Here is a 25,184-nt window from a genome sequence, read left to right on the forward strand (position 1 = left end):
AAGCCAATGCTCGAAAGAAATAATGAACTCACCGCCTGGGACCGGGACCATTTTTTCCATCCGTCGACCCATATGGGAATGCATGCGCGCGGCGAGACGCCGACCCGCGTGATCGGCAGCGGAGAAGGCGTCTACATCACCGACGTCAACGGGCGCACCAGCCTCGACGCCTTCGCCGGCCTCTATTGCGTCAATGTCGGCTATGGGCAGCAGAAGATCGCCGAAGCGATCGCCGAGCAGGCGAGAAACCTCGCCTACTACCATGCCTATGTCGGCCACGGCACCGAAGCCTCGATCACTTTGTCGAAGATGATCATCGATCGGGCGCCGGCCGGCATGAGCCGTGTCTATTTCGGCCTTTCCGGCTCCGACGCCAACGAGACCAACATCAAGCTGATCTGGTACTACAACAACATCCTCGGGCGATCGGAAAAGAAGAAGATCATTTCGCGCTGGCGTGGCTATCACGGTTCCGGGGTGATGACCGGCAGCCTTACCGGCCTCGAACTTTTTCACAAGGCCTTCGACCTGCCGCGAGCACCGGTCCTGCACACCGAAGCGCCTTATTATTTCCGGCGGCCGGACCGCTCCATGAGCGAAGAGCAATTCTCGCAATATTGCGCCGACAAACTCGAAGAACTGATCCTGGCTGAGGGCCCCGATACGATCGCCGCCTTCATCGGCGAACCGATCCTCGGCACCGGCGGCATCGTACCGCCGCCGAAGGGCTATTGGGAGAAGATCCAAGCCGTGCTCGGCAGATACGACATCCTGCTCATCGCGGATGAAGTCGTCACCGGCTTCGGCCGGCTCGGCACCATGTTCGGTTCTGACCATTACGGCATGAGACCGGATCTGATTACGATAGCCAAGGGCCTGACTTCGGCCTATGCGCCGCTCTCGGGAACCATCGTCTCTGACAAGGTCTGGCAGGTACTGGTCCAGGGCTCGGACCAGATGGGAGCGATCGGCCATGGCTGGACCTATTCTGCGCATCCGATCTGCTCGGCTGCGGGCATCGCCAATCTCGAATTAATCGACGAACTCGATCTGGTGACGAAAGCAGGCGAGACCGGCGCCTATTTCCGGAGCGAACTCGCCAAAGCGGTCGGTTCCCATAAGTATGTCGGTGAGGTCCGCGGCGACGGCCTGATGGCTGCGGTCGAATTCGTCGAAGACAAGGACGACCGCACATTCTTCGATCCTTCACAGAAGATCGGCCCCCGAGTCGCAACGGCACTCCTTGAACGCGGCGTCATCGGGCGCGCCATGCCTCAAGGCGACATCCTCGGCTTTGCGCCGCCCCTCTGCCTCACTCGCGAAGAGGCGGACACCGTTGTGAAAGCCACGGCGGAAGCGATCGACAGCGTCTTCAAGTCGATCTGAGGAGTGCCGAATGAATACGATTCCCAAAACCATGGCCGCCGTACAGCTGATCGGTCATGGCGGCCTCGACAAACTGATCTATAACCGCGCCACGCCCGTTCCGGTGCCTGCCGATGGCGAAGTGCTGATTAAAGTCACCGCTTGCGGCATGAACAACACCGATGTCTGGGTCCGCCAAGGGGCCTATGGCACCGAAGACGACCCGTCCGCCGTCTCGACCTGGCGCCGGCAAGGCAATACGTTGACCTTTCCGCGCATCCAGGGCACCGATACGGTGGGCTGCATCGTCGCGGTCGGCAAGGGCGTCGATGACGCCCGGATCGGCGAACGCGTCATGGTCGATTTCTCGATCTACAACCGCGACGACGACAGCCTCGCCGATATCGATTACATGGGCCACGGCCGGGATGGCGGCTATGCGGAATACATGGCGCTGCCATCCGAGAATGCGCATGTGGTCGATACCGACCTCACCGACGTCGAACTCGCGACCTTCTGCTGCGCCTATCTGACCGGCGAACGGATGCTCGAACGGGCGCGACTTTCGGCGGGTGAAATCGTGTTGGTCACCGGCGCATCCGGCGGCGTTGGCTCTGCGATCATCCAGTTGGCGCGAGCGCGCGGAGCCGTCCCCATTGCTATTGCCGGCGCCGGCAAGGAGCAGGCGGTGCTCGATATCGGCGCGGAAGCGGTCGTAACGCGAGGCGCGGGCAATCTGGTCGACGCCGTGCATTTGGCGACGCGAGGCAGACCAGTCGACGTCGTCGCCGATCTTGTCGCAGGACAGATGTTCAACGACCTGTTGAAGATCCTGCGCCCGGAGGGCCGTTATACGACGGCTGGCGCGATCGGCGGACCGGTCGTGCAACTGGATCTCCGGACGATGTATCTCAAGCAGCTCGAACTGCACGGGTCGAGCCAGGGGAGCCGGACCGATTTCCGACGGCTCGTCCGCTATATCGAGGAAAAGAAGATCCGGCCGCTTGTCGGCGGCGTCTATCCTCTCTCTGAGTTTCATCAGGCACAGACCGACTTCATGGCCAAGAATTTCGTCGGTAAATTGGTGGTGGTTCCGGACTGAAACCATCCCGTGCGCTGCGACGCAGAGCCTGCGAGGGGATCGATGGTTGAACGACGGAACCGGCCGACGCCGGGGACACATGCTTAAATTGCCGTAATTGCGGGTGTTTTCTATTTGTGAGATAATCAAAAAATAAGAGTTGCGAAATGCGGTTTCCTATCCACGGTCGGATCGGCTCAGGGAGGGGCGGAAATGGCTGTCGTGCTGATCCTCGTCTTGCTGGTGGTGGGCTCGCTGCTCTTCCATGTGCTGAGCCCATGGTGGTGGACGCCGATTGCGTCCAACTGGACCTATATCGATAGCACTCTCGTCGTCACCTTCTGGATTACCGGCGTGGTTTTCGTGGCCGTGGTCTTGTTCATGGCCTATTGCGTCTTTCGCTTCCGGCACAAACCCGGGAACAAGGCGGCGTACGAGCCGGAAAACCGCAGGCTGGAAATGCTGCTCGCCTCAGGCACCGCCGTCGGCGTCGCCGCCATGCTCGCGCCCGGCCTTGTGGTATGGAACCAGTTCGTCACGGTGCCGGACGAGGCATCACCTCTGGAGGTCGTCGCGCAGCAATGGCTGTGGAGCTTCCGTCTGCCGGGAGTGGACGGGAAACTCGGCCGCGCGGATACGCGTGACATCACCTCCGAAAATCCGCTCGGCCTTAACAGGAACGATGCCGCAGGTCTCGACGACGTGATCGTAGAGGGCGGCGAATTGCATTTGCCGGTCGGCAAACCGGTGCGGGTGCTGCTGCGCTCCGTGGACGTCGTCCACGATTTTTACGTGCCCGAATTCCGCGCCAAGATGGATATGATCCCCGGCATGGTGACCTATTTCTGGTTCACACCGACGCGAACCGGAACTTTCGACATTCTCTGCGCCGAACTGTGCGGCGTCGGCCATCCACAGATGCGCGGAACGGTCGTGGTCGAGGAGGCCGCGGACTATCAGATCTGGCTCGACCAACAGCAGACGTTCAACCAGCTTCTGGCATCGGGAGAGCAGCAGCCGGTCAACTGAGGCCGGGAAAGACAGTCAAAGCGGCATCGGATGAAACGGGAGGAGATATCATGGTCGAAATTCCGTCTGGCAGCGCAGGCGCCGTTCCGGCCGCCGAGGTGGAGGATGTCGAGCTTTATCATCCGAAAAGCTGGTGGACGAAATACGTCTTCAGCCAGGACGCCAAGATCATCGCCGTGCAGTACTCGCTCACGGCCATCTCGATCGGTCTGGTCGCGCTCGTGCTTTCCTGGCTGATGCGCCTGCAGCTTGCCTTTCCCGGCTATTTCGCCTTCATCGATGCCAATCACTATTACCAGTTCATCACCATGCATGGCATGATCATGGTGATCTATCTTCTGACAGCGCTGTTCCTCGGCGGTTTCGGCAATTACCTCATTCCCCTGATGCTCGGCGCCCGCGATATGGTGTTCCCGTATGCGAACATGCTGAGCTACTGGATCTATCTGCTTGCCGTCCTGATCCTGGTCGCAGGCTTTTTCGTCCCCGGCGGCCCGACAGGGGCCGGCTGGACCCTCTATCCTCCGCAGGCCGTTCTGTCCGGTACGCCGGGCGGCAGCGACTGGGGCATTCTCCTCATGCTCTTCTCACTGATCGTCTTCATCATCGGCTTTACCATGGGCGGCCTGAATTATGTGGTGACGGTGCTGCAAGGACGGGCGCGCGGCATGACGCTGATGCGCATGCCTTTGACCGTCTGGGGCATCTTCACCGCGACCGTGATGGCGCTGCTTGCATTTCCCGCCCTCTTCGTCGCCTGCGTCATGATGCTGTTCGACCGATTGCTCGGCACGAGCTTTTTCATGCCCGCCATCGTCGAGATGGGCGAGCAGCTGCAACACGGGGGCGGCAGCCCGATCCTCTTCCAGCACCTGTTCTGGTTCTTCGGCCATCCGGAAGTCTATATCGTGGCGCTACCCGCTTTCGGCATTGTCTCTGACCTTATCAGCACCCATGCCCGCAAGAACATCTTCGGCTACCGCATGATGGTCTGGGCGATCGTCGTCATCGGCGCCTTGAGCTTCATCGTCTGGGCGCATCATATGTATGTCAGCGGCATGAACCCGGCCTTCGGCTTTTTCTTCGCCACCACCACGCTGATCATCGCTGTCCCGACTGCCATCAAGGTCTACAACTGGGTGCTGACACTATGGCGCGGCGACATCCATCTAACCCTGCCCATGCTCTTCGCGCTAGCCTTCATCGTCACCTTCGTCAACGGCGGCCTGACCGGACTGTTCCTAGGCAACGTCGTGGTCGACGTTCCCCTGTCCGATACGCTGTTCGTCGTCGCGCATTTTCACATGGTCATGGGCGTCGCGCCGATCCTCGTCATCTTCGGGGCGATCTACCACTGGTATCCCAAGGTTACCGGACGGATGCTGGACGATTTCCTCGGTCATATCCATTTCTGGATCACCTTTCTCGGCACCTATGCGATCTTCTTTCCCATGCATTATCTCGGCCTGCTCGGCATGCCGCGCCGCTACCACGAACTGGGAGACACGGTCTTCGTTCCGCCTTCGGCCAACACATTGAACGTCTTCATTACCGTCATGGCGCTCGTTGTGGGCGCAGCTCAGATCGTCTTCCTGTTCAATCTGGTCTGGAGCCTCTTCAAAGGCAGGCAAGCAGGCGGCAATCCCTGGCGGGCAACGACGCTCGAATGGCAAACGCCGCAAACCCCTCCTGCGCACGGGAATTGGGGCAGGGATCTGCCGGTGGTCTACCGTTGGGCCTATGACTACAGCGTGCCGGGATCGGCTGAGGATTTCATTCCGCAGACGCAGCCTCCAAGCGGCGGCCTCACGAGGGAGGTCGTCGCATGAACGTCGTGCTGATCTTCCTTGCCCTAATCGGCGGCGTCATTATCTGGTGGCTGGCCGGGCAGCGGCTGATGTCGAAACCCTGGCTTGAAACGGGCCTGGAGCTGCCCGCGACAGACAGGCGGGAACTGCCGTCCAAACCTGCGGTGAAAATCGGCCTCTTTGTCTTCCTCGGCGTCGTCGGCGCCCTCTTCAGCCTCTCTGTCAGCGCTTATTTCATGCGCATGGCCTCGGCGGACTGGTGGGCCACTCCGGTTCCGCGCCTGCTCTGGGCAAACACCGCCGTGCTCGTGTTGAGCAGCGGCGCCCTGGAATGGGCAAAAAGAGAAGCGCGGCATGACCGCATGGAAAGCCTGCCGCTGGCGCTAGCAGCCGCTTTTTCGCTTGCCGTTCTCTTTCTCATCGGACAGATCCAGGCCTGGCGGGAGCTGGTATCGGCCGGCTACGTGCTTGCCGACAACCCAGCCAACAGCTTCTTCTATATGCTCACCGGCCTGCATGGCCTTCATATCCTCGGAGGGCTTGTCGTGCTTGGCCGTACGACAGTGCGGGTATTTGCAGCGGATGTACCGCGAGACAGGCTACGTCTTAGCGTCGATCTTTCCGCCATCTATTCCCATTTCATGCTCGCCGTCTGGCTGCTGCTCTTCGTGCTCTTTGCCGGCTGGGCGAATGATTTCATCGATCTCTGCCGCCAACTGATCAGCTAGGAGGTATCTCGGATGACACAGTCTCTCGGCAATTCCGACCTCGGTCCCACCGGGCTGCGAGGGGTCGCCGCCGATTTTTCCTCCGATCAGCGCGCCTTCAAGACCGCCTCCTGGGGCAAGGCGATGATGTGGATTTTTCTCCTCAGCGACACCTTCGTCTTCGGCTGCTTCCTGATTGCCTATATGACGGCCCGAATGTCGACGCCTGTCGCCTGGCCCAATCCGAGCGAAGTCTTCGCGCTTCATATCGGCGGGCAGGACGTACCGCTGATCCTGATTGCGATCATGACGTTCGTGCTGATCTCAAGCAGCGGCACCATGGCGATGGCTGTAAATTTCGGCTATCGCCGCGAACGCGGACGGACGGCCGCCCTGATGCTGGCGACGGCGCTTCTCGGCGCTACCTTCGTGGGCATGCAGGCCTTCGAATGGACGAAGCTGATATCCGAAGGTGTGCGTCCTTGGGAGAATCCCTGGGGTGCTCCCCAGTTCGGATCGACCTTCTTCATGATCACCGGCTTCCATGGCACTCACGTCACGATCGGCGTCATCTTTCTCCTCATCGTCGCCCGCAAGGTTTGGCGAGGGGATTTCGACGTGGCGCGCCGCGGCTTTTTCACAAGCCGGAAAGGCCAGTACGAGTCCGTCGAGATCATGGGCCTCTACTGGCACTTCGTCGATCTGGTCTGGGTATTCATCTTCGCGTTTTTCTATCTGTGGTGAAGGAGCGTCATCATGAGCGAGACAACATCGCATATGCAGACACCCACGCAAGCGCACAGCGCGCAGCATCCGATCCGGCTCTACCTCCTCGTTTGGGGCCTGCTCTTCGTGCTCAGCGCCTTTTCCTACATGGTTGATTATCTCGGGGTCCAGGGCTTGGCGCGCTGGTTGCTGATCATCGTCTTCATGATGCTGAAGGCAGGTTTGATCGTTGCTGTCTTCATGCATATGGCCTGGGAACGGCTGGCGCTCGTTTACGCTATCCTGCTGCCGCCGGCAGCCGTGCTGATCTTCATGGCACTGATGGTCTCGGAAGCGAACTACACCATCTTCACCCGGCTCGCCTTCTTCAACACCGCGCCCTGATCGCGCAGTGTTGGCGCCGATTGCATTCGGTAAAAATCTACCTTAAGTAGCATTATTTATATTTCCTAAAACAAAAAGTTGACAATCGCATTGGCATCCCCTATTTGAGAACCATCGATACTTTGTTTGCTGATATTGTTGTTGCTGCGCCTCGCGCTTCTTGACGAACGTTCCCTCTCAAAAGTCGAAAACATCCCGCCGTGCGTCGCCCGGCGGTCCACAATTGCTATGAAAGGGTTCGTTATGACCACTGGCACAGTTAAATGGTTCAATGCCACCAAGGGCTTCGGCTTCATTCAGCCTGACGACGGCAGCGCCGACGTTTTCGTTCACATCTCTGCTGTCGAGCGCGCCGGCATGAGCTCGATCGTTGAAGGTCAGAAGCTCGGCTTCGAACTCGAGCGCGACAAGAAGTCGGGCAAGATGTCTGCAGGCCAGCTTCAGGCTGCCTAAACTTTAGCTTCCATGACCACGGATGTACTGGCATGGGTAGCGAAAGTATGCGAAGGCCAGGCGGATGTCTGGCCTTTTTCTGTTAAGGTAATTGGCTGACGCGAATAGTCGCCCGGCTTCCCGCGAGCGATCTCCGCCTGCACCTGTAACATGCCGAAAAATACAAGGAAGATCCATTGAGACACCCGAACGACAACAGCTTTGCCGAGCGCCGCAAAACCGCAGCGGATGCCAAGCAAAGGCTTTTGGCGAAATTTGCGTCCGCCCCGAAAGCGGACGATCCCGCCATGCAGGAGCGGCGTGCTGAGCGCGAAGCCGTTGCGGCAGCGCGAGAAGCCCGCCGCGCCGAACGTGAAGCATTGAAGGCAGCGGAAAATGAGCGCCTCCGGAAGGAAGCGGCGGAATTGACCGCCGCCGCGGAAGCCCATGAAAAAGCCGAGGCTGCCGCCAGAGAAGCAGAAATCAACGAGCGCGTTTCCCGCGTCGTGGCCGATGAAGCCGCCCGCAAGGCAGAACGCGACCGCCGCTACGCGGCACGCAAGGCCCGTCAGCGCTGACGGTTGCAGAGCATATACCAGCAGAACGCAACGGCGAATCTCTCCTCGGAGCTGCTGCGCCCCGAGGCCGAGAAGGTGGATCGAACTCCATGAACGCCCATGTTTTTCCAATCGCCAATGTCGCAGATGACAACGTCGGCGCGTGGCTGAAGATTCTATCGAAATATCGGCAGCCCCGTTTTGGCCGCAGCGCATTCGAACTGATCGTCACGCTTCTTCCCTTCACGGCGTTCTGGGCCGGCGCCTATATCTCTGTCGTCCTGGGTTTTCCGATCGGGCTCGTCCTCGTTCTCCCGGCAGCCGCCTTTCTGCTGCGGCTCTTCATGATCCAGCACGATTGCGGGCACGGCTCGTTCTTCGCGCGCCGGCGTCTCGACAATTGGACCGGGCGGGCCCTCGGGGTTCTGACCCTGACGCCTTACGACTACTGGCGGCGGGCGCATGCCGCCCATCACGCCTCGGCCGGCAATCTTGACGAACGGGGCGTCGGCGATATCACCACGCTGACGGTTGCTGAATATCATGCCCTTCCCTGGTCGAAGCGTCTCGCCTACCGGCTTTACCGTCATCCGCTGGTCATGTTCGGCATCGGGCCTGCCTGGCTCTTTCTCTTCAAGCAGCGCCTGCCTTTCGGGATGATGAATTCCGGGGCTTTGCCGTGGGTTTCCACGATGGCGACCAATCTCGCGGTCGCAATCCTCACGGCTCTGATGATCTGGGCCGTCGGGCTCGTTCCCTTTCTGCTGGTCCATCTGCCGGTGGTTCTGCTTGCGGGTGCAGCCGGCGTATGGCTCTTTTACGTCCAGCATCAGTTCGAGGACACCCATTGGTCGAAGGGCGACGAATGGCAGTTCCCGAAAGCCGCGCTTCACGGCGCATCCCATTACGACCTGCCGCTGGTGCTTCGATGGGTTACCGGCAATATCGGCGTTCACCACGTCCATCACCTATCGAGCCGGATTCCTTACTACAGGCTGACGGAAGTGCTTCACGACCATCCCGAGCTTGCTGGTATCGGCCGCATAACCTTGTGGCAGAGCATTCAGTGCGTCAGGCTCGTGCTTTGGGATGAAAAGAGCAGCAAGCTCGTTTCCTTCCAGGATGCTGCGAAGATGGCAACGCCTGCGTGATTTAACCGGCAACGTGCGGCTCTGCCGGATTACCTCCGGAAATCGTATCCTTCCGCGGTTCATTGACGGCGTATTGCATCACGCCGGCATGATCTTTCATCGGGAGAAGTTGCAGTCGGCACGCCGTGATTTTACCCCATGGAAGCAGATTGCCCGCCCTTTCGGCCTTGTGCTTGAAAACGGACGTGACAGCTTCCTTGGATATCGATTTCGACTTCGGCTTCGATCCCAAAAACCTCGCGGATGCGTTTGGCGGTGAGCACCTCGGAAGGCGTTCCGAGCGCAGCCAGCCGCCCGCCCTGCATCACGGCGATCCGATCGCAGAACATGGCGGCATGGTTGAGGTCGTGCAGTGCCGCGACCACTGTAAGCCCCTGCCGGCCGACGAGATCGAGCAGGCTGATCTGGTGGCCGATGTCCAGGTGGTTGGTCGGCTCGTCCAGGAGCAGAATCTTCGGCTGCTGGGCAAGAGCGCGGCCAATATGCAGACGTTGGCGTTCCCCGCCCGAAAGCGTATGCCAAAGCCGATCGGCAAGATGAGCCATGTCGACATTGGCAAGGGTCGCCTCGACGACCGCATCGTCATTGGCTGACCAGGGCGACAAAGGTCCGAGATAAGGCGTGCGTCCAAGCTCGACGGCCTGCCTGGCAGTGATCCGCTCGGCGGTCTCCGCCTGCTGCTCCACAAAAGCCAGATGCCGGGCGACTTCGCGCCGACCGAGCCTGCCGATCGGCACGCCATCCAGAATGACCTCGCCGGACCGCGGCCTGCGGATGCCGGAAAGCAACGCCATCAGACTCGTCTTCCCCGAGCCGTTCGGACCGATGAGACCGAGAAACTCTCCTTCCCTGACCTCCAGCGAGATGCTCTTCACAATCGCAGCTTCCCCGACGCCCCAGGAAACGTCTTTTGCCGTAAGCGTCATCCGCGTCCCCTTCGCTGCCCCAGAACGAAAGCGAAGGCCGGCGCTCCGACAAGGGCGGTGATCACTCCGATCGGCAGGACCTGACCCGGGATGAGAACGCGGGAAAGGATATCCGCCAGGATCATGAAAACGGCGCCGATCAGCGCGGCAGCCGGCAACAGCACGCTGTGGCGGACGCCGACCAGCATGCGCGCTGCATGCGGAATGACCAGACCGACAAAGCCGATGGAGCCGACGATCGAAACCATGACCGCCGTCATCATTGCGGAGACTCCGACCAGTGCGACGTAGGTGCGGCGAACGGATATGCCGAGTGATGCCGCCGATTCCGCGCCGAACGTGAAGGCGTCAAGCGAGCGGGCATGCCAAAGGCAGACCAGAAGACCCGTCAATGCGGCAGGAATCGCCAGCCAGGCATCCGGCCAGCGGACTCCAGACAGATTGCCGAGCAGCCAGAACATGATGCCCCGCGCCTGTTCCGCGGTCGCCGCCTTGGTAACGATGAAGGAAGTGAGCGCATTGAAAAGTTGCGACCCCGCAACGCCTGCAAGAATGATGGCCGCCGTTCCCTTGCCCGCCTTGAGGGCCAGCAGGCTGACAAGGGCAAAGGCTATGAGGGCTCCGAGAAGTGCACCCATCGGGAGCGTCATCATGCCGCCCCCCAGGCCAAGAATCGCCACGCTGACGGCCCCGGTGGAAGCCCCCGCGGAGATCCCGAGGATATAGGGATCGGCTAGCGGATTGCGCAGCAGCGACTGCAGCACCACCCCGGACAAGGCGAGCGCCGCACCGCAGCAAGCCGCTACGACTGCCCGACTGAGCCGATAGCTCCAGACGATGCCTTCGTCGATCGGCTCGAGCGCATAGCCCGCACTCCACAGCCGGTTGGCCACCGTCTTGGCAACCACCCCGAACGGGATCGAAGTCTCGCCGATCGCTGCGCCAAGCCACAAGACTGCGACGAGGACCACAAGCGCCAGCGGAATAGCGCCCGTACGGCCAATGGAAGAGACTGCAGGTCTCATTTGACCAGACCGGCGCCTGCAATGGCATCGGCCAGCGCCTCAATGCCCTCGATGGTGCGGATCGTCGGATTCATGGCTTGCGCATCCATGTCGAAGACATGGCCGCTCCTAACTGCCGGCATCAGGCTGGCGACAGGATCGGTGTCCAGGAATTTACGTTTCGCCTCGATGCTGTCCAGCGGGTAACGGCGGCGATTCATTGCGCCGGCCACAATCATCGTCGGATTGGCCCTGGCGATTGTCTCCCAGCCCACCGTCGGCCATTCCTCGTCGGTTTTGATGATGTTTTCGATCCCGAGAGCCGACATGATGTAGCCGGGCGCCCCGTTTTTACCCGCCACGTATGGGTCAGCGTCTTGCTGGGCGCTGGAAAACCAAAAGACGGCCGAAAGCCTGCCCTCGACAGAAGCGACCTTGGCGCGCGCCGCTGCCTCACGCCGCTTGAGATCGGCCACTACTTCCTCGCCCTTTTCCTGCACGTCGTAGATCTTCGCGAGATCACGAACCTCCTGATAGACGAGGTCCATGGTAAAAACCTGATGGCGGACGCCGTCGCCGGCGGCGGAATTTTCCTTGCCCATGCAGTCGGACGGCGACGTGTAGACCGCGATGCCCAGTTCCTCGAACTGTTCGGGCTTTGCAACGACACCCTCGGGACCGACCTGCCACTGGAACTGCACGGTGACGATGTCCGGCTTCTTTCCAAGCACGCTTTCAAAGCTCGGATCGTTGTCGGCGAGGCGTTCGATCTTGGCGTTGACCTCTTCGTAGCCTTTCAGGACAGGCCCGACCCACAGCGCAGTGCCGATCACCTTGTCCGCAAGACCGAGAAGGTAGAGAATCTCGGTGCTGCTCTGGCCGATCGAGACGGTGCGTGACGGCGCGTTCTTGAAGGTTATCTGCCGCCCGCAATTCTCAAGCGTGAGAGGATAGACGGTTTCTGCCGCCAGGGCGTTGTGAAACAGTCCTGAAACAATCAAGGACAAAGCGCACAGGCCAACGTGCGGCCACCGCTTGGAAGTGATCATCGTTATATTTCCCGAAGTGTGATGTGAATGCGGGTCCTGAACGGGCCGCGCTAGATATCAGGATGCTTTCAAAGCACCCGGTCGCCCCGTCGACGATGGAGATCTGGGAAATATGATACGCAAAAGCGCGATGAAGCGCGGGTGTCGGCCATGTCTTTCTCCTCTTCGGGCATCCCCGCCCGTGATGATGGATCGATGTTCGACGGCAGGTCTCCTGGCTTGCGAATATCTGTCGCCCACCTGCCTTCCCGCGCCCAAAACCAGCGCAGTGGCATGGCGCCTTTCGGCACCACGAGGATGGACGGCAATCCGCTCACAGTTGCGGGGGCAGCCACGGTCTTGGATCCCCTTCGGGTCGTCCGCACCGTATTCCCTTTTCGTCCCGTTGCTTTTGACTCCGGGAACCGTCATCGCCAGATAAAGGCCCGTCCGTCTCGCCGTCAAGCTGGAAAAGACGGCAGCCAAGGTGCGGAGACCGAAGAGCAAGCGTATGAGATTTCCGCGCCCGTTCGGACCGGGGACTTTGGTCGAGATCGGCTCGGCGAGATACCGGTGATAGGTGAGGAGAAGCATACCGAGCCCCGTGTCGTATAATCACTCTCAAAAATCACACGGATCTGCATATGTAATGTTATTACATTCGTCAAATGAAAAGTTGCGCAAGAATGCTTCGTTACGGGCACCGGCCTTCTCTTTTCAGCCGCCGATGTCGTCCTTGCCGCTAATCGAGACGGAGGGGTGCGGCCGGGCGTCGTCGAGACGGAAGGATGCTGTCTCGCTGAAGACGGCAGCAGAGGCAACGCCTATGGATTGGTATCCATACTTCGCTTAATTTATCGATCCAGACCATAAGTCGTCTATGAAAACCGGACGGGGAAACGATGGCCAGGGAAGATTTCAACGACCTTTTATGGTTCCTGGCCGTGGCAGAGGAGCGGAGTTTCACCAGGGCTGCGGCCAAACTCGGTATTACTCAGTCCACGCTTAGCCACACGATCAAGCGCCTGGAGACACGCATGGGCCTGCGGCTTCTGTCCCGCACCACCCGTAACGTGGCGCTGACCGAAGCCGGTGAGCGTCTGTTTCAATCGCTGGCGCCTCGGGTCTCCGCCATAAGGGATGATCTTGCGGCACTCATGGCCCTGCGCGACAAACCGTCCGGCACTATTAGGATTACCTTGTCTGATCACGCGCTGGAAAGCATCGTCTGGCCCAGACTGCAGCCGATCCTTTCTGAATACCCCGATATCAAGCTTGAGCTGAGCCGGGATAACGGCTTGCGCAATATTGTGGAAGACGGTTTCGACGCAGGGATAAGGCTCGGCGAGAGCATCGAGAAAGACATGATCGCCATCAGGGTCGGTCCCGACTGGCGAATGCTGGCTGTCGCCTCGCCCCAGTACCTTGCCACGCAACCGCCGCCGCAGCATCCGCAGGACCTCGTACAGCATAACTGCATCAACATGCGCCAGGCCACCGGCGGCGGGCTCTACGTCTGGGAATTCGAGAAGGACGGGCAAGAGCTACGTGTCAGAGTCGACGGCCAGCTCACCTTCAATAGCTCTTACCCCATGATAGATGCTGCCATGAAAAATGGTGGCATCGCCTATCTGCCGGAAGATCTTGTCGCCGAACACATCGCGACTGGACGCCTCGTGCCCATGCTGGAAGAATGGTCGCCTCCATTTTCAGGCTATTTCATCTATTACCCGACCCGGCATCAGAACTCCCCTGCCTTCAAGGTCGTCGTGGATGCCTTGAGATACCACGGGCATTAGGCGGTAGGGACGAATTACGTTTCAGGGATTCCGGGCGGGCGCAATCGGTCCCAACTTGGCCACCCCCTCGGATAAGAGCCTCGCCAACTTCATCGATTCATCAAATTCGCCGCTACCGCGACATGGCTCGAGTGCCAGCTCGTTCCCAGAGAAGGTCTGCTGTAGACCGCGGCGCATCTGAGAAGCTGAGCAAGGGGTTCGAGCATCCGATTCCGCAACTACCGGAAAGGCCCGGGCCGTCGCCAATGACGCTTGTCCGCAGATCCCATGACGGCGAGGTCTCGTGTGTTCGCTTACGCCAGCACCGCCTCCACCGGGCGCCGCGGCGAATAGGGTAGCGTCGGCCCATATCCGAACCGCATGACGATGTCCGGCCGACGTCCAGGCAGGCCGGCGAGCGCGGCCAGCTCGGGTCGCAGTTGCGCGACTTCCACCGGTTGATTGATAAAGGCATGCTTGAGACCGAGCGCCGTCGCCTGCAGGGCGAAGCGCTGGCAGGCACGTCCGGCGCGGACCCAATGCTCCGCATCGTCGCGTTCGGAAACGAACACCGCTACGCCCGCTGACGAATGAAGCTGCCTTGCGTATTTATCGTTCTCGGTATCCGCGCGAAACGCGAGATCGAAGAGGTGCGGACCCAGCCAGCTCGGCAAGGATGGGTTGCCGCTCGTAGGGCCGAACAGCCCATCGCCAGATGCCATCGCCTGGCGCGGGTTGAAGCGCAACCAGGATTTCAGTTCGCGCATGAAGGCGGCGTCCGCCATCTGCGCGGTGTTTCCGGCGAGGACGAGATCCCGCACGCGATCCATCCCGGTCCTCCCGGTGATCAGCACGAGATCGACGCCCGGCATGTCTGCCGCCGCTACCAGAGCCCGGAGGTCTGCCGTGGAAACGCTTTTGCCGTCATAGTCGGCGCGGGTCGACTGGCGCCTCGGAATCGCCGCGAACAGATCGGATCGGCTCGCTGCTCCGTCGCCGAAAACCAGTGTCACGGTGCCTTCATGCGCCGGATCGAAGCTGATTTCTTTGGCAGGACGGCCAGCCGCGGAGGCGGCGAGCGCGAGGTTCTCGGCTGCGCATCCGAGGCTCGCAAACAGATGGTGGTCATCGGCATCGACCACCGGGGTGCGCCGCGTAGGGTCGGCGAGGATGTCAACGCGCCTCTCACCGAGGCGAAACCGCCACGGCTGCGTGTTGTGGCCGTTCGCGGCAAGCGTCGCGTAGCGGACAAGTTCGTGCAGCCGGGGGTTTTCAGAAAGCACGGCCCTGCTCGCCGCAATCGAAACTTCATACGCCTCCATCGAGCCCATCTGACGTAGGCTCCAATAGGTAGCACCTGCGCCCGCGATCGCCACCGCGCCGCCTCCGATGAGCAGACCGCGCCGCGTCATCATCCGAATAACTCCCGCGGCATGCTCTCATCCCGGCGGCCGGGGCCATCGGGCAGGAAGGCGACATGGTCGCGGCGGCAGATCGCCCGAACCGCTGCGCGCGCCGTCATGAGGCCGCACGGCAATCCTCCGCCGGGCTGCACCCATTGACCGACCATCCGGAACCGGTGGAGGCCCGGCAGAGTCTGGCGACGCGGCCGAAAGCCGACGCCTGGCGTAGGCAGAAAACCCTCCATGCTGCCTTTCCAGTTGCCGGTAAAGTGCATGACGCTGGCCGGCGTCGAAACATCCGTCACTTCGATGGCTTCGCGGACACCCGGCAGGCGGCGTTCGAGAATTTCGATCACGGCTGAAGCAATGCGCCGCTTCTCCACCTCGTAGGCGGTCGCATCCTTGCGCCGCAGATCCTGCCAATAGGCATAGTTCCATGTTGGCAGAAAGCAGGTGACCGCGGTCTTGCCTGCGGGCGCAAAGGTCGGATCGAAATGGAAGATGCGGAACGCGACGGTGTCGAGGCTGGTCTCGGGATCGATTTCGAGTGGCTTGGCCAGAGTTCGAGCGAGGAAGCCGGGTTCCTGCGAAAGGTCCCTTGCGACGCCCAACGAGACTTGCAGATAGGAAGGAAAGACCTTCTGGCTGTCGTAGAAGGCGTCGATCGCCGCGTTGCGATAGCGGCCCTCGAGCATATCGTAGATCGACGCGTGGCCGTCGGCGCCGGAGATCACCCAGCCGCCCTGATGATCTCGCCGTCGCTCAGCCTGACGCCCACGGCAACGTCATCCTCGACCAGGATCGTTTCGACTTTCGCCATGAGGCGCAATTTTCCGCCAAGCGCGCGGAAGCGTTGGGTGATCGCGTCGATGATCGACTTAGCGCCGCCCACCGCGTAACCCGCATTGCGTGCACTCATCCAGCCGAACATCAGCACGAGCGCGATGGCAGCCATGTCGGCCAGTGCAGGCAGGTTTCAAATGTGTAGCCGTTCCGCGTCCAGCTGGTCGCGAGGCCTCCCGGGATCGCATGCTGCTCCAGGATCGTCACCTGATAGCCGCAGAGCTGCGCGTAGACGCCGGTGCACAAGCCCGCGATCCCGCCGCCAATGATTACGATATGTCGAGCAGGTTCAGGCATGGAGAAACCCTCGTTGGACGAGGTAAAGCTGGGCGACTTTTCGGCTCCCTTCATTGAGGCAGGTCAAACGGCCGTCTTGTCACAAAGGTTGTCAGTTCAAACATCCACGGCACTGCCGTTTTCGCACTGCCAGCCGCGCCGCAGATCACGTCCGTCTGCTCCATACTCTGTCATACAAGGTCATTCCGCCCAGCATGGCTGCGACGAATAGGACCGTCTGGGGGAGGCCGACCGACAGGGATGCAACGGCCGGACCGGGACAGAAGCCGCCAATCCCCCAGCCCAGGCCAAACAAAGCCGAACCGACCACCAAGGGTGCATCGATCCGATTGTCCGTCGGCACATGGAAGCTGTCGTCGAGTACCGGACGCTCCATCCGCTTCATCACCTGCACGCCGGCGAAGGCGACGACGACCGCGCCGCCAAGAACGAACGCCAGGCTTGGGTCCCAGGCGCCGAAGATGTCGAGGAAACCCTGGACGCGGACAGGATTTAGCATGCCGGACAAGGACAGCCCGAAACCGAAGACGATGCCCGAAGCAAGCGCAGCGGAGAATTGAGATGCGTGGCGGTTCATAATCCGAATCCTCGCAGCACTGCGACGGCGACCACACCCGCCGTCATGAAGGTGGCGACGGCCACCATCGAGCGCGGCGACAGGCGAGCCAGGCCAAGGACGCCGTGGCCGCTGGTGCAGCCCGACCCCATCCTGGAGCCGAAGCCGACGAGCAGTCCGGCGACGATGATGAGCGGCCAGCCTGCCGTAATCTGCACAGTGGGCCAGCCGCCGAATACGAGCAGATAGGCGAGCGGCCCGAGGAGTAATCCGAGGACGAAGGCCACATTGGTGGTCAAGCCGATCCCTTGCGCAAGACGCCCGACAATCCCGCTGACCCCGGCGATGCGGCCGTTGAGGAGCAGGAGCATGACAGCAGATGTGCCGATCAACATGCCCCCGACCAATGAGGGGAGATATGTGTTCATTTGCCTTCCTTCACGCAGAAGATGTCATAAAGAGCGCCGACCAGCAGCGCGGCCTTTTCCTCCGTCAGGCGATAGAAGATTTGTTTCCCCTCCCGCCGCGTTTTGACGACGCCCGAGCCACGCAGCACGGTGAGATGCTGCGACAGATGCGGCTGGTGGACGTCGACCTTCTCTTCAAGCTCCCCGACGGAATACTCGCTCTCCACCAGGGTGCAGACGATCATCAGGCGCGCCGGATGGGACAGCGTCTTCAACAGGTTTGCCACCTCGCCCGCGCGCAGGGACATCTCCGCCGGAGACAGCCCTGCCTTCATCATCATCTTCAGGTCGGTACTCATTCCCACGCGGCTCCTTGCAAGGCATCCAGCGGAAACTTCAGGTAGCGCTTGCCGTTGGCTTCCGGTTCTGGCAGGCGGCCGCCGCAGATATTCACCTGCAAGGCATGCAGGATGAGCTTCGGCATCTGCAGCGTCTTGTCGCGCTTCGTCCTCAGCGCGACGAACTCTCGCTCCGTCACTCCGGCAATATGCGGGTTGGACTTCCTTTGCTCGGCGACAGTGCTTTCCCAGCGAGGCGCGCGGCCGTCGGGCTGGTAGTCGTGGCCGGTGAAGATCCGGGTCTCATCCGGCAATGCCAGAATACCCTGGATCGACTTCCATAAAACCCGTGCATCACCACCCGGGAAGTCCGCGCGCGCGGTGCCGCTGTCTGGCATGAAGAGCGTGTCATGCACAAAGACGGCGTCACCGATCACATAGGTGATGGAGGCAAGCGTATGTCCGGGCGAAAACAGCACCTTGGCCTCGATCGAACCGATCTTGAAGGTCTCGCCATGGGCGAACAGCCGGTCCCATTGCGAACCATCGGTCGCGAGCTCCGGCCAGTTGTAGATGCCTTTCCACAGCTTCTGGACGTCCACCACGTGCTCCCCAATGGCCGTTTGAGCGCCGGTCTTCTGCTTCAGATATTGTGCCGCTGAGAAGTGGTCCGCATGCGGATGGGTGTCGAGGATCCAGTCGACTGTGAGATTGTTGTCGCGGATATAGTCGAGAATCGCATCGGCATTGATGGTCGCGGTCGCTCCGGCCTTCTCGTCGAAATCGAACACGGGATCGATGATGGCGCAGTTGCCCGTTTCCGGGTCGGACACCACGTATTGGACGCTCCAGGTGCGCTTGTCGAAAAAGCCCTTCACCTGCGGCCTGCGCCCGGCATGCTTGGTGAGCCAGGCTGCAGCTGAACTGGTGTCGAACCCGCAACCGCGCCCGAACTCCACGACCTCGTCGGCAGACATGCGGCCGTCAAGGACCTCACCGATCAAATAGATGCTCAAGGAACGTTTGCCCGTCTGACAATGCGCGACAACCGGCCCGTCCGACTCCTTAACGGCGCGCTGAAATGCCCGCACATCCGCTTCGGTGATCGTATCCGCCGTGACAGGGATGAAGGCGTAGGAGAGGCCGCAGTGTTTTGCCTCCTGCTGTTCGGCGTGGGTCCCCGGTTGGGCGGGATCTTCGTTGTCCGGCCGGTTGTTGATGAGCGTTCGGAAGCCTCTGTCGCGAAACGACCGGATGTCCTCGATGCTCGGTTGCGGCGAGATCGACAGCTTTTTGGATATCTCGATGACAGGCATGGTTAGCTCCGTTAGCTCAACTCAATATTCATTATATTATATTATATTATATTATATATTGATATAATTTCAAGGGCACGCTCGAAGCGGACGCTCGTCCAGCTTTCTCGTTCGATATCTTTCCATATATAGTTGTTCGAGCCGTACTCCTGGTGTTGATATCGATCTGCCTGTTGCGGATCTGCCGCGACGCTGGAGAACGCCTCCAAGTGGCAAAGGTCCGGGTCAGCGCTAACCGGAATGGCGGTTGCTGTTGCTTTACCGGAGGCCTGATACATGGACCACTCGAGGGAAGATCGACTGAAGGCCGTTCTCCTCGTTGTCGCGATCGGCGGGCTCCTCCTGGGGCTTGGACTATCCCTTTCCGGCTGGGACGAAGCGGCGCGGCTTGCCTGGACCCTCGCCACCCTCCCCGTCTTGATGGCGCTCTTCATGGAAATTTTCCGGAGTCTATGGCACGGGGAAACGGGTCTGGACATAGTTGCGGCGCTTTCGATGACAGCAGCGCTCACCTTTGGCGAGACGTTGGCGGCTACGATTGTCGCTGTGATGTATACGGGCGGCACGTTCCTCGAGAGCTTCGCCGATGGGCGAGCCCGCCGCGAAATGCACGATTTGCTTTCCCGAGTGCCGCGGACAGCGACACGCTACTTCGGCGTAGGCCTTCAGGAACTTCCGGTCGATGGCATCCGGCCCGGCGATCGGCTTCTCATCCGCCAGGGGGACATCGTCCCGGTTGACGGGACCGTCGCCGCCAATGGCGCCTTCGTCAACATGTCCGCACTGACCGGCGAATCTCTTCCCGTATCGCTCGCCAGAAACGAAGACGTGCTGAGCGGTTCGACGAACGCAGGAGACGCGTTCGACCTCATCGCTACGCATGAAGCCAAAGATAGCACTTACGCAGGTATTGTGCGCCTGGTCGAGGACGCACAACGCTCCAAGGCTCCCATGTCCCGGCTCGCCGACAGATGGTCGATAGGATTCCTGGCGATCACTGTGATGATTGCCTTTGCCGCATGGTGGTTCACAAGAGACCCGATCCGGGCGGTCGCGGTGCTGGTCGTGGCGACGCCCTGTCCGTTGATCCTGGCGGTGCCCGTGGCTCTCGTGGCGGGGCTTTCGCGTGCCGCCCATTTCGGCGTCCTTATCAAGGGCGCACATTCACTCGAGAACATGGCTCGCATCCACACTCTGGTCCTGGACAAGACGGGGACGCTCACCGACGGCCGGCCCCAGATCGCCTCGATCCACAGCCCGTTGGGCTACACTGAGGACGAAATCCTACGGTTTGCCGCCTCCGTGGACCAAGCATCGAAGCACCCTATCGCCCAGGCTATCGTTGCGGCGGCCCGGCGGCGAAATCTCCCTCTCGCTCTGCCGTCGGAGGTAAACGAGGTGGCGGGAGAAGGGATAGCGGGCTGCGTGGACGATAAGGAGGTGACGGTCGGCGGCAATGGCTTCGTGGAAAGGCGCGTCCAAGCCACGCCATTTTCCATTCCGGAAACCGCAGCCGGTTCGGTTGTCGTCGCTGTCGCGATTGCAAACAGGCTGGTTGGTTACATATTGATGGCCGATCCGGTGCGGGAAGAGGCGGCGGAGATGCTTGACGGGTTACGCCACGAAGGCATCCGGCGTATTCTGCTCGCCACCGGAGATCGCGCCGCTGTAGCCGAACGTGTCGCCGATGGCCTCGGTCTCGATGGAATTCGTTCCAGCCTCACTCCGGATCAGAAGGTACTGGTGGTACTGACGGAGCGAAAGAACGGACCTGTCATGATGGTTGGGGACGGCGTCAATGATGCGCCGGCCCTTGCGGCGGCAGACGTCGGCGTCGCGATGGGCGCGAGGGGAGCCGCCGCCTCCGCCGAAGCAGCGGACATCGTCCTTCTGGTGGACAGGATCGACAGGCTCCGTACCGGGATAGAGATCGCCAGGCGATCACGCAGGATTGCGATCGAGAGCGTTGTCGTAGGGATCGGCCTTTCGGTGTTCGCCATGGTGGCTGCAGCGCTCGGCTTCCTGCGCCCGGTCGAGGGAGCAATCCTGCAAGAGGCAATCGACGTCGCCGTCATTCTAAACGCGCTTCGGGCGCTAAGGATAAACCCGCGATGAAGAGAATGGGCGCTGCTTGCTGCTTCATCTGACGGACGCCGATGCCGTCTATGCGGGTTTCGGCGAGCGGGCTCCACGCCCGCTGGCAAAGATTGATCCGTCCGCCATGGATGAAACGCAGTTCCCGGCAGGATCGACGCGGCGGCCCGCTTTTCAAGGAAGCCAGGCGTCGAGCCGTCATAGGCGGCCTGGAAGATGCCGCTGAAATTATTGCAGGGACAAAAGGAACTGTCTTTGAGAGGGATCAAAGATGATCTTCGCGGGGGGTGGCTACAATAACAATTGGAGGCTTTGCCTGGTTCGCCGGCATGAACGTCCAGCTCAGGCACATGCAGGAGGCGTCATTGGATCTTCATCGCGCAGCAGTCGAGAAATTATGGGAACGACATCGTCCATCTGACGCCCGCGGCCATGGCAAACTGCCAAGTCCGAATAATTCTTCCCCCGAAGAAACGATCAGTGTCGAAGCATTCTGCGGTTGCCATGGCATTGACGAGGCCGAGATCAGGCAGCTTCAACGGCTTTTGGGTCCCTTCGCTATCAGAAATGAGCTGTGGGCGAACATTCGTCGTCAGCCGCGCTTCAGATAGCCATCGGAGCACGACAATGCCCGCAGCACCGGCTGCGGGCATTGATCTGGTCCAACCCTGTTTCCCACCCCGCATACAGCAGGTCGCGACATCGGATCAGCGGGCGAGGAAGACGGGAAAATCGCACCTGTCCAGGATCGAGGCCGTGACGCCACCGAATATCCTCTCGCGAAGCCGCGAATGCCCATAGGCTCCCATGACGATCAGATCGCAATCGAAATCGAGCGCACGCTGCTCCAGAACTTCGGCGACGGGCCGTCCGCCGCTGGCAACCTGCTCGACCTGCACGGTGGCGCCGTGCCGGGCAAGATAGGTCGCCATGTCCGCGCCAGGCTCTCCGCCATTTTCCCAATAGGAACTGTCTGGATCGATCAGCACGACGTAAACGAGGTCCGCGGAAACGAACATGTCCAGCGCCTCTCGGGCGGCGCGAGCCGCCTCGCCCCGAGAATTCCAACCGAGCAATATCCGTTTGGGCTTCAAAGTCGACGCACGCTCCTTGGAGGCCAGGAGAAGCGGTCGGTGGGCATCGAAGACCGCACCGTTTATGATCGCCTTGGCAAGTTGAGGATCGCCGCGAACTCCATCGCCCAGAATGACCACATCCGCATAGAGCGCGCGCCTATATATCTCCTCGTCGAGCGTGACAGTCTCGGCATAGACTTCGCCGACGTCAAAAGACAGCCCGCTTGCTTTGCATTCTGCTTCCGCCTTCTTCCGGATCTCATCGAGAATTTTCAGCTCATCGTATCGCTGATCGAGCCATGCGGTACCGGCTGGAAAATCGCCGACATTTGGCGGTAGGGCCAGGCCTGCAACAACGATGGAAAGGTGAGCCTCGAGTTCCGAGCCGAGTGCGATAGCTTTCTTGATATCGGACGCAGCGCCGGAGGCACCTATGACGGCAAGAACTGTCTTGAAAGGCATGGCACGTTCCCTCACGATGGGCCTTAATTGACCTGATACCGAAAAGTTGTAACCGCGTAGCAGCGGGCAACGATGATCTGCGTCAAAGTGGTTGGCGAATTTCGACGCATAGAACCACAGCCCCGAAGATCATTGATGGGGACTAACGTTCTCCAGATGCTCCACCTTCTCATACAAACACGCGACCAATGGTGGGGCCGACAGAAACCTAGAGGTGCCCGCAGCATTGATCTCGATCACTGAAGATATGCGGGACATGCCTATACTGGAGCCTTCTACAGCGAGGAGGATGCTATGCCATTGAAGCTCAAGTCAGGATTTATGACATCCGACGGAGACGAAGGCCGCCTCTTGATGGATTCGGGAACAGGCGACCAGGTCGTGCTTGTGACTCATGACGCGCTCGAAACCATCGCCAATCCGCCACGAGCAGATGAATTCAGGCTCCAAGAATATGTCGACCTCTTTAGCCAGATCGCAAGTGACAAGTTCGACAGGAAGGAATTCGACGCCGTCGGCCATATTCGCGTGACGTCTGAGGACATCCGCACCTTCCGCTCCCTGCATGCGCGATAGCGTTGCTGGCTTTAACGGCCGGTGGAAAGACATCCGTTCCGTAAACCGCCACCACGAGTATAGGCAACAGGAACTTGCTCCCTGCCTAATCGAAAAATTCATCGAAGCTCCTCGGCCATATATCATTGATGCTGGTCAATGCGTGCAAATCTGACACGAGCTTGAATTACGGTGCTCGATGAAGAGCTGCCACCGGGACGAGGAGAGCGCTTGTTTGCGCTGCATAAAGTCCCTTAACAGCAAAGGAGAATGTAATGGTTGAGGCTGCGACGAAACTGCCCGTTCAGAAGGATGAAAAGCCAGTACAACCGGCTGGTCCCTTCTGGTCTCCCTTCCAAACGCTTCGCAATGAGATTGATCGGCTGTTCGAAGATTTCGCTCCGACCTCCTGGCGTAATCCGGAACGCTCCTTGTTCGGCCGAGCCATGCCGTCGTTGAACGGCTGGGCCACCGCGCCGGCTGTCGATATTGTTGAGAACGACGACGCTTTTGAAGTCACCGCGGAAGTTCCTGGCATCGACGAAAAGAACCTCGATGTGAAGCTTTCGAACGGTTACCTGATCATCCGCGGTGAGAAGACCGAGGAAAAGGAAGAAAAGCAGAAGGAATATCACGTCTCGGAACGCCGTTATGGCTCCTTCCAGCGGACGTTCCAGCTTCCGGACGGGATTGACGCCGAGAAGGTGGAGGCGACCTTCCATAAAGGCATTTTGAAGGTCAAGCTGCCCAAGAGCGCAGAAGCTAAGAAGAACGAGCGCAAGGTTGAGATCAAAGCTGCTTGATCGACCGGCTCTTGCTTTCCAACCCGGCGCGCATCAATATTTTGCGCGCCTTTTCTTTTTAGTCGGCCAATAGCTAACAGCCGCTCCAACCGCTCCAACATATCCATAACGTGGTCGGGCGGATCGAGACGGGAGAATTGCTGGTGAGTCGCCCCGCAGATACCATCAGCTTGGACACTACGAACCGGAGTTTCGATGAGCGGCCCGGCGTCTGCAGTCGCAGACGTCGTTATTGAAGCAATTGCTGAATACCGCGGGGTTGCATGAGTTGAAAGAGACCGGCAGGCAGTATCCGGCGGTCTCTTTCAGACTAGAAGGCCAGGTGCTTTTCGATTTCCTGCACCGGTAGCTTGATAAGATCCTTATCATACTCTGCAAGGATCAGCTTTCTGACCGAGACCGGCATCGCGTGACGCAGGTCTGCAAGCGCCTTCGGCGGTGCGACGACCACCAGCTTATGGACTTTCTTTTCTTCGCAAATCGCCTCCAACCTCTCGGCGACAGTGACGGAGAAGTGTTCCTCTTCCTGCTCATGGAAATCGGTTTGTCCAAGCGCGCTGCGTCGGCTACCGACCGCCGCTCGACCGGGCCTGTCCGTCCCCTGGCTACGTGCCGAAGGATTGTCAGGCGCTTCGATCACCTGTTCGACCTCCAACGCCAGTTTAAACGCCGTACCGGTATTGCGCAGCAAAAGTGCCTTCTGCCCGTCCGCAACGAGCACCCAGGCGTCGTAGGGAATGACCTTGCTCTTCATCACACACCCTCCTTGGAGATAGGAGCAGGATAATCATTTCAGAAGGGACGGATTTGATCAGCATCAATCATCCTACCGTTCTGGGCTCGGCCACCAGAAGCGCCTTTGACGCTGCTCGATACCATCCGCGGAAAAGATGGAGACCGTCCTGGAAGACGTGCGGATCTTAATATGCGACCGAAAAATTCCGCTCTCCCCGACATGACGGGCCTGCTCGAGGAGATCGCCAAATCCGGCCCACCGCTTCCGGCCGCCCGGCGAAATGGTTACCGCATATTCGCCGACCGGCGGAAGAACCGCAATC

The 25,184-nt window shown here is 60.1% G+C and carries 27 protein-coding genes and 1 riboswitch; of the genes, 14 read left to right on the top strand and 13 right to left on the bottom strand.

Annotated features, from left to right (window positions below; genetic code table 11):
* Positions 1 to 6: 6 nt before the first annotated feature.
* The 10 genes from EDE09_RS07405 (at position 7) to EDE09_RS07450 (ending at position 9,240) form a co-directional block, all read left to right on the top strand.
* Complete coding sequence (locus EDE09_RS07405) at positions 7 to 1,386, top strand: aspartate aminotransferase family protein (protein ID WP_105372808.1); 1,380 nt, start codon at positions 7 to 9, stop codon at positions 1,384 to 1,386.
* Between the two features lie 10 nt (positions 1,387 to 1,396).
* Positions 1,397 to 2,467 carry an alcohol dehydrogenase family protein gene (locus EDE09_RS07410; RefSeq protein ID WP_105372809.1) on the top strand — a complete coding sequence of 357 codons (1,071 nt, stop codon included), beginning with the start codon at positions 1,397 to 1,399 and terminating at the stop codon, positions 2,465 to 2,467.
* A 192-nt stretch (positions 2,468 to 2,659) separates the two neighbouring features.
* Positions 2,660 to 3,475: a cytochrome c oxidase subunit II gene (locus tag EDE09_RS07415; protein ID WP_132409495.1), complete on the top strand. Its 816-nt coding sequence runs from the start codon at positions 2,660 to 2,662 to the stop codon at positions 3,473 to 3,475.
* A gap of 50 nt (positions 3,476 to 3,525) precedes the next feature.
* Positions 3,526 to 5,304 (top strand): cytochrome c oxidase subunit I, encoded by a 1,779-nt coding sequence (gene ctaD, locus EDE09_RS07420; protein ID WP_105372811.1) that lies wholly within the window; start codon positions 3,526 to 3,528, stop codon positions 5,302 to 5,304.
* Positions 5,301 to 6,011, top strand: coding sequence for a cytochrome c oxidase subunit 3 (locus tag EDE09_RS07425; RefSeq protein WP_132409497.1), 711 nt, complete (start codon positions 5,301 to 5,303; stop codon positions 6,009 to 6,011). The genes ctaD and EDE09_RS07425 overlap by 4 nt, the downstream gene beginning before the upstream one ends.
* Before the next feature lie 12 nt (positions 6,012 to 6,023).
* A complete protein-coding gene (locus EDE09_RS07430; protein WP_112799537.1) occupies positions 6,024 to 6,734 on the top strand; it encodes a heme-copper oxidase subunit III family protein in 711 nt (236 codons plus the stop codon).
* 12 nt (positions 6,735 to 6,746) lie between these two features.
* A complete protein-coding gene (locus EDE09_RS07435) occupies positions 6,747 to 7,100 on the top strand; it encodes a cytochrome C oxidase subunit IV family protein (protein WP_132409499.1) in 354 nt (117 codons plus the stop codon).
* A 243-nt stretch (positions 7,101 to 7,343) separates the two neighbouring features.
* A complete protein-coding gene (locus tag EDE09_RS07440; protein ID WP_007754805.1) occupies positions 7,344 to 7,553 on the top strand; it encodes a cold-shock protein in 210 nt (69 codons plus the stop codon).
* Positions 7,554 to 7,729: 176 nt separating this feature from the next.
* Positions 7,730 to 8,110 (top strand): DUF6481 family protein, encoded by a 381-nt coding sequence (locus EDE09_RS07445; RefSeq protein ID WP_105372815.1) that lies wholly within the window; start codon positions 7,730 to 7,732, stop codon positions 8,108 to 8,110.
* Positions 8,111 to 8,199: 89 nt separating this feature from the next.
* On the top strand, positions 8,200 to 9,240 hold the full coding sequence (locus EDE09_RS07450; RefSeq protein ID WP_132409501.1) for a fatty acid desaturase: 1,041 nt from the start codon (positions 8,200 to 8,202) through the stop codon (positions 9,238 to 9,240).
* Positions 9,241 to 9,371: 131 nt separating this feature from the next.
* Here the strand turns inward: EDE09_RS07450 and EDE09_RS07455 are convergent, their stop codons facing one another.
* Genes EDE09_RS07455 through EDE09_RS07465 form a run of 3 tightly spaced genes read right to left on the bottom strand, consistent with a single transcriptional unit; the run spans position 9,372 to position 12,219 of the window.
* A complete protein-coding gene (locus tag EDE09_RS07455) occupies positions 9,372 to 10,166 on the bottom strand; it encodes an ABC transporter ATP-binding protein (RefSeq protein ID WP_132409503.1) in 795 nt (264 codons plus the stop codon).
* Positions 10,163 to 11,191 (bottom strand): iron ABC transporter permease, encoded by a 1,029-nt coding sequence (locus tag EDE09_RS07460; protein WP_132409505.1) that lies wholly within the window; start codon positions 11,189 to 11,191, stop codon positions 10,163 to 10,165. Before EDE09_RS07460 ends, EDE09_RS07455 begins: the two co-directional genes overlap by 4 nt.
* Complete coding sequence (locus EDE09_RS07465; protein ID WP_132409507.1) at positions 11,188 to 12,219, bottom strand: ABC transporter substrate-binding protein; 1,032 nt, start codon at positions 12,217 to 12,219, stop codon at positions 11,188 to 11,190. Before EDE09_RS07465 ends, EDE09_RS07460 begins: the two co-directional genes overlap by 4 nt.
* Positions 12,220 to 12,405: 186 nt before the next feature.
* Positions 12,406 to 12,643, bottom strand: a riboswitch (cobalamin riboswitch).
* 457 nt (positions 12,644 to 13,100) lie between these two features.
* Between EDE09_RS07465 and EDE09_RS07470 the strand changes: the two genes are divergently transcribed.
* Complete coding sequence (locus EDE09_RS07470) at positions 13,101 to 13,997, top strand: LysR family transcriptional regulator (protein WP_132409509.1); 897 nt, start codon at positions 13,101 to 13,103, stop codon at positions 13,995 to 13,997.
* A gap of 293 nt (positions 13,998 to 14,290) precedes the next feature.
* On the opposite strand, the gene EDE09_RS07475 is transcribed toward EDE09_RS07470, so the two are convergent.
* The 8 genes from EDE09_RS07475 to blh form a co-directional block, all read right to left on the bottom strand.
* Positions 14,291 to 15,391 carry a nitroreductase family protein gene (locus EDE09_RS07475; protein WP_348631310.1) on the bottom strand — a complete coding sequence of 367 codons (1,101 nt, stop codon included), beginning with the start codon at positions 15,389 to 15,391 and terminating at the stop codon, positions 14,291 to 14,293.
* Positions 15,388 to 16,113 (bottom strand): hypothetical protein, encoded by a 726-nt coding sequence (locus EDE09_RS28430; RefSeq protein WP_207914814.1) that lies wholly within the window; start codon positions 16,111 to 16,113, stop codon positions 15,388 to 15,390. Before EDE09_RS28430 ends, EDE09_RS07475 begins: the two co-directional genes overlap by 4 nt.
* Entirely contained in the window at positions 16,110 to 16,334 is a 225-nt protein-coding gene (locus tag EDE09_RS28435) for a hypothetical protein (RefSeq protein WP_207914815.1), read from the bottom strand. The genes EDE09_RS28430 and EDE09_RS28435 overlap by 4 nt, the downstream gene beginning before the upstream one ends.
* A complete protein-coding gene (locus tag EDE09_RS28440) occupies positions 16,310 to 16,519 on the bottom strand; it encodes an FAD/NAD(P)-binding protein (protein WP_207914816.1) in 210 nt (69 codons plus the stop codon). The genes EDE09_RS28435 and EDE09_RS28440 overlap by 25 nt, the downstream gene beginning before the upstream one ends.
* Positions 16,520 to 16,664: 145 nt before the next feature.
* Positions 16,665 to 17,096: a YeeE/YedE family protein gene (locus EDE09_RS07485; RefSeq protein ID WP_132409511.1), complete on the bottom strand. Its 432-nt coding sequence runs from the start codon at positions 17,094 to 17,096 to the stop codon at positions 16,665 to 16,667.
* Positions 17,093 to 17,503: a YeeE/YedE family protein gene (locus EDE09_RS07490; protein ID WP_132409513.1), complete on the bottom strand. Its 411-nt coding sequence runs from the start codon at positions 17,501 to 17,503 to the stop codon at positions 17,093 to 17,095. The genes EDE09_RS07485 and EDE09_RS07490 overlap by 4 nt, the downstream gene beginning before the upstream one ends.
* A complete protein-coding gene (gene bigR / locus EDE09_RS07495; RefSeq protein WP_132409515.1) occupies positions 17,500 to 17,847 on the bottom strand; it encodes a sulfite-sensing transcriptional repressor BigR in 348 nt (115 codons plus the stop codon). Before bigR ends, EDE09_RS07490 begins: the two co-directional genes overlap by 4 nt.
* Positions 17,838 to 19,136 carry a bifunctional sulfur transferase/dioxygenase Blh gene (blh, locus tag EDE09_RS07500; RefSeq protein ID WP_132409517.1) on the bottom strand — a complete coding sequence of 433 codons (1,299 nt, stop codon included), beginning with the start codon at positions 19,134 to 19,136 and terminating at the stop codon, positions 17,838 to 17,840. The genes bigR and blh overlap by 10 nt, the downstream gene beginning before the upstream one ends.
* Positions 19,137 to 19,412: 276 nt before the next feature.
* Between blh and EDE09_RS07505 the strand changes: the two genes are divergently transcribed.
* Positions 19,413 to 21,251: a heavy metal translocating P-type ATPase gene (locus EDE09_RS07505; RefSeq protein WP_132409519.1), complete on the top strand. Its 1,839-nt coding sequence runs from the start codon at positions 19,413 to 19,415 to the stop codon at positions 21,249 to 21,251.
* A 686-nt stretch (positions 21,252 to 21,937) separates the two neighbouring features.
* Here EDE09_RS07505 and EDE09_RS07510 read toward each other — a convergent pair.
* Entirely contained in the window at positions 21,938 to 22,768 is an 831-nt protein-coding gene (locus EDE09_RS07510; RefSeq protein WP_132409521.1) for a universal stress protein, read from the bottom strand.
* A 294-nt stretch (positions 22,769 to 23,062) separates the two neighbouring features.
* Between EDE09_RS07510 and EDE09_RS07515 the strand changes: the two genes are divergently transcribed.
* Positions 23,063 to 23,344 (top strand): hypothetical protein, encoded by a 282-nt coding sequence (locus tag EDE09_RS07515; protein ID WP_132409523.1) that lies wholly within the window; start codon positions 23,063 to 23,065, stop codon positions 23,342 to 23,344.
* Positions 23,345 to 23,598: 254 nt separating this feature from the next.
* Positions 23,599 to 24,126, top strand: a complete 528-nt coding sequence (locus EDE09_RS07520; protein WP_132409525.1) for an Hsp20/alpha crystallin family protein — start codon at positions 23,599 to 23,601, stop codon at positions 24,124 to 24,126.
* Between the two features lie 310 nt (positions 24,127 to 24,436).
* Here EDE09_RS07520 and EDE09_RS07525 read toward each other — a convergent pair whose 3' ends face one another.
* Positions 24,437 to 24,880 carry a host attachment family protein gene (locus EDE09_RS07525; protein WP_105372920.1) on the bottom strand — a complete coding sequence of 148 codons (444 nt, stop codon included), beginning with the start codon at positions 24,878 to 24,880 and terminating at the stop codon, positions 24,437 to 24,439.
* Positions 24,881 to 25,184: the final 304 nt, after the last annotated feature.

This window comes from Neorhizobium sp. S3-V5DH, from assembly GCF_004343065.1.
Taxonomy (GTDB): Bacteria; Pseudomonadota; Alphaproteobacteria; order Rhizobiales; family Rhizobiaceae; genus Neorhizobium; species Neorhizobium huautlense.

Bases quoted from the DNA above. Each gene is read 5' to 3' on its own strand.
- EDE09_RS07405 (WP_105372808.1), top strand. From the start codon at position 7: ATGCTCGAAAGAAATAATGAACTCACCGCCTGGGACCGGGACCATTTT.
- EDE09_RS07410 (WP_105372809.1), top strand. From the start codon at position 1,397: ATGAATACGATTCCCAAAACCATGGCCGCCGTACAGCTGATCGGTCAT.
- EDE09_RS07415 (WP_132409495.1), top strand. From the start codon at position 2,660: ATGGCTGTCGTGCTGATCCTCGTCTTGCTGGTGGTGGGCTCGCTGCTC.
- ctaD (WP_105372811.1), top strand. From the start codon at position 3,526: ATGGTCGAAATTCCGTCTGGCAGCGCAGGCGCCGTTCCGGCCGCCGAG.
- EDE09_RS07425 (WP_132409497.1), top strand. From the start codon at position 5,301: ATGAACGTCGTGCTGATCTTCCTTGCCCTAATCGGCGGCGTCATTATC.
- EDE09_RS07430 (WP_112799537.1), top strand. From the start codon at position 6,024: ATGACACAGTCTCTCGGCAATTCCGACCTCGGTCCCACCGGGCTGCGA.
- EDE09_RS07435 (WP_132409499.1), top strand. From the start codon at position 6,747: ATGAGCGAGACAACATCGCATATGCAGACACCCACGCAAGCGCACAGC.
- EDE09_RS07440 (WP_007754805.1), top strand. From the start codon at position 7,344: ATGACCACTGGCACAGTTAAATGGTTCAATGCCACCAAGGGCTTCGGC.
- EDE09_RS07450 (WP_132409501.1), top strand. From the start codon at position 8,200: ATGAACGCCCATGTTTTTCCAATCGCCAATGTCGCAGATGACAACGTC.
- EDE09_RS07455 (WP_132409503.1), bottom strand. From the start codon at position 10,166: ATGACGCTTACGGCAAAAGACGTTTCCTGGGGCGTCGGGGAAGCTGCG.
- EDE09_RS07460 (WP_132409505.1), bottom strand. From the start codon at position 11,191: ATGAGACCTGCAGTCTCTTCCATTGGCCGTACGGGCGCTATTCCGCTG.
- EDE09_RS07465 (WP_132409507.1), bottom strand. From the start codon at position 12,219: ATGATCACTTCCAAGCGGTGGCCGCACGTTGGCCTGTGCGCTTTGTCC.
- EDE09_RS07470 (WP_132409509.1), top strand. From the start codon at position 13,101: ATGGCCAGGGAAGATTTCAACGACCTTTTATGGTTCCTGGCCGTGGCA.
- EDE09_RS07475 (WP_348631310.1), bottom strand. From the start codon at position 15,391: ATGATGACGCGGCGCGGTCTGCTCATCGGAGGCGGCGCGGTGGCGATC.
- EDE09_RS28435 (WP_207914815.1), bottom strand. From the start codon at position 16,334: ATGGCTGCCATCGCGCTCGTGCTGATGTTCGGCTGGATGAGTGCACGC.
- EDE09_RS28440 (WP_207914816.1), bottom strand. From the start codon at position 16,519: ATGCCTGAACCTGCTCGACATATCGTAATCATTGGCGGCGGGATCGCG.
- EDE09_RS07485 (WP_132409511.1), bottom strand. From the start codon at position 17,096: ATGAACCGCCACGCATCTCAATTCTCCGCTGCGCTTGCTTCGGGCATC.
- EDE09_RS07490 (WP_132409513.1), bottom strand. From the start codon at position 17,503: ATGAACACATATCTCCCCTCATTGGTCGGGGGCATGTTGATCGGCACA.
- blh (WP_132409517.1), bottom strand. From the start codon at position 19,136: ATGCCTGTCATCGAGATATCCAAAAAGCTGTCGATCTCGCCGCAACCG.
- EDE09_RS07505 (WP_132409519.1), top strand. From the start codon at position 19,413: ATGGACCACTCGAGGGAAGATCGACTGAAGGCCGTTCTCCTCGTTGTC.
- EDE09_RS07510 (WP_132409521.1), bottom strand. From the start codon at position 22,768: ATGCCTTTCAAGACAGTTCTTGCCGTCATAGGTGCCTCCGGCGCTGCG.
- EDE09_RS07515 (WP_132409523.1), top strand. From the start codon at position 23,063: ATGCCATTGAAGCTCAAGTCAGGATTTATGACATCCGACGGAGACGAA.
- EDE09_RS07520 (WP_132409525.1), top strand. From the start codon at position 23,599: ATGGTTGAGGCTGCGACGAAACTGCCCGTTCAGAAGGATGAAAAGCCA.
- EDE09_RS07525 (WP_105372920.1), bottom strand. From the start codon at position 24,880: ATGAAGAGCAAGGTCATTCCCTACGACGCCTGGGTGCTCGTTGCGGAC.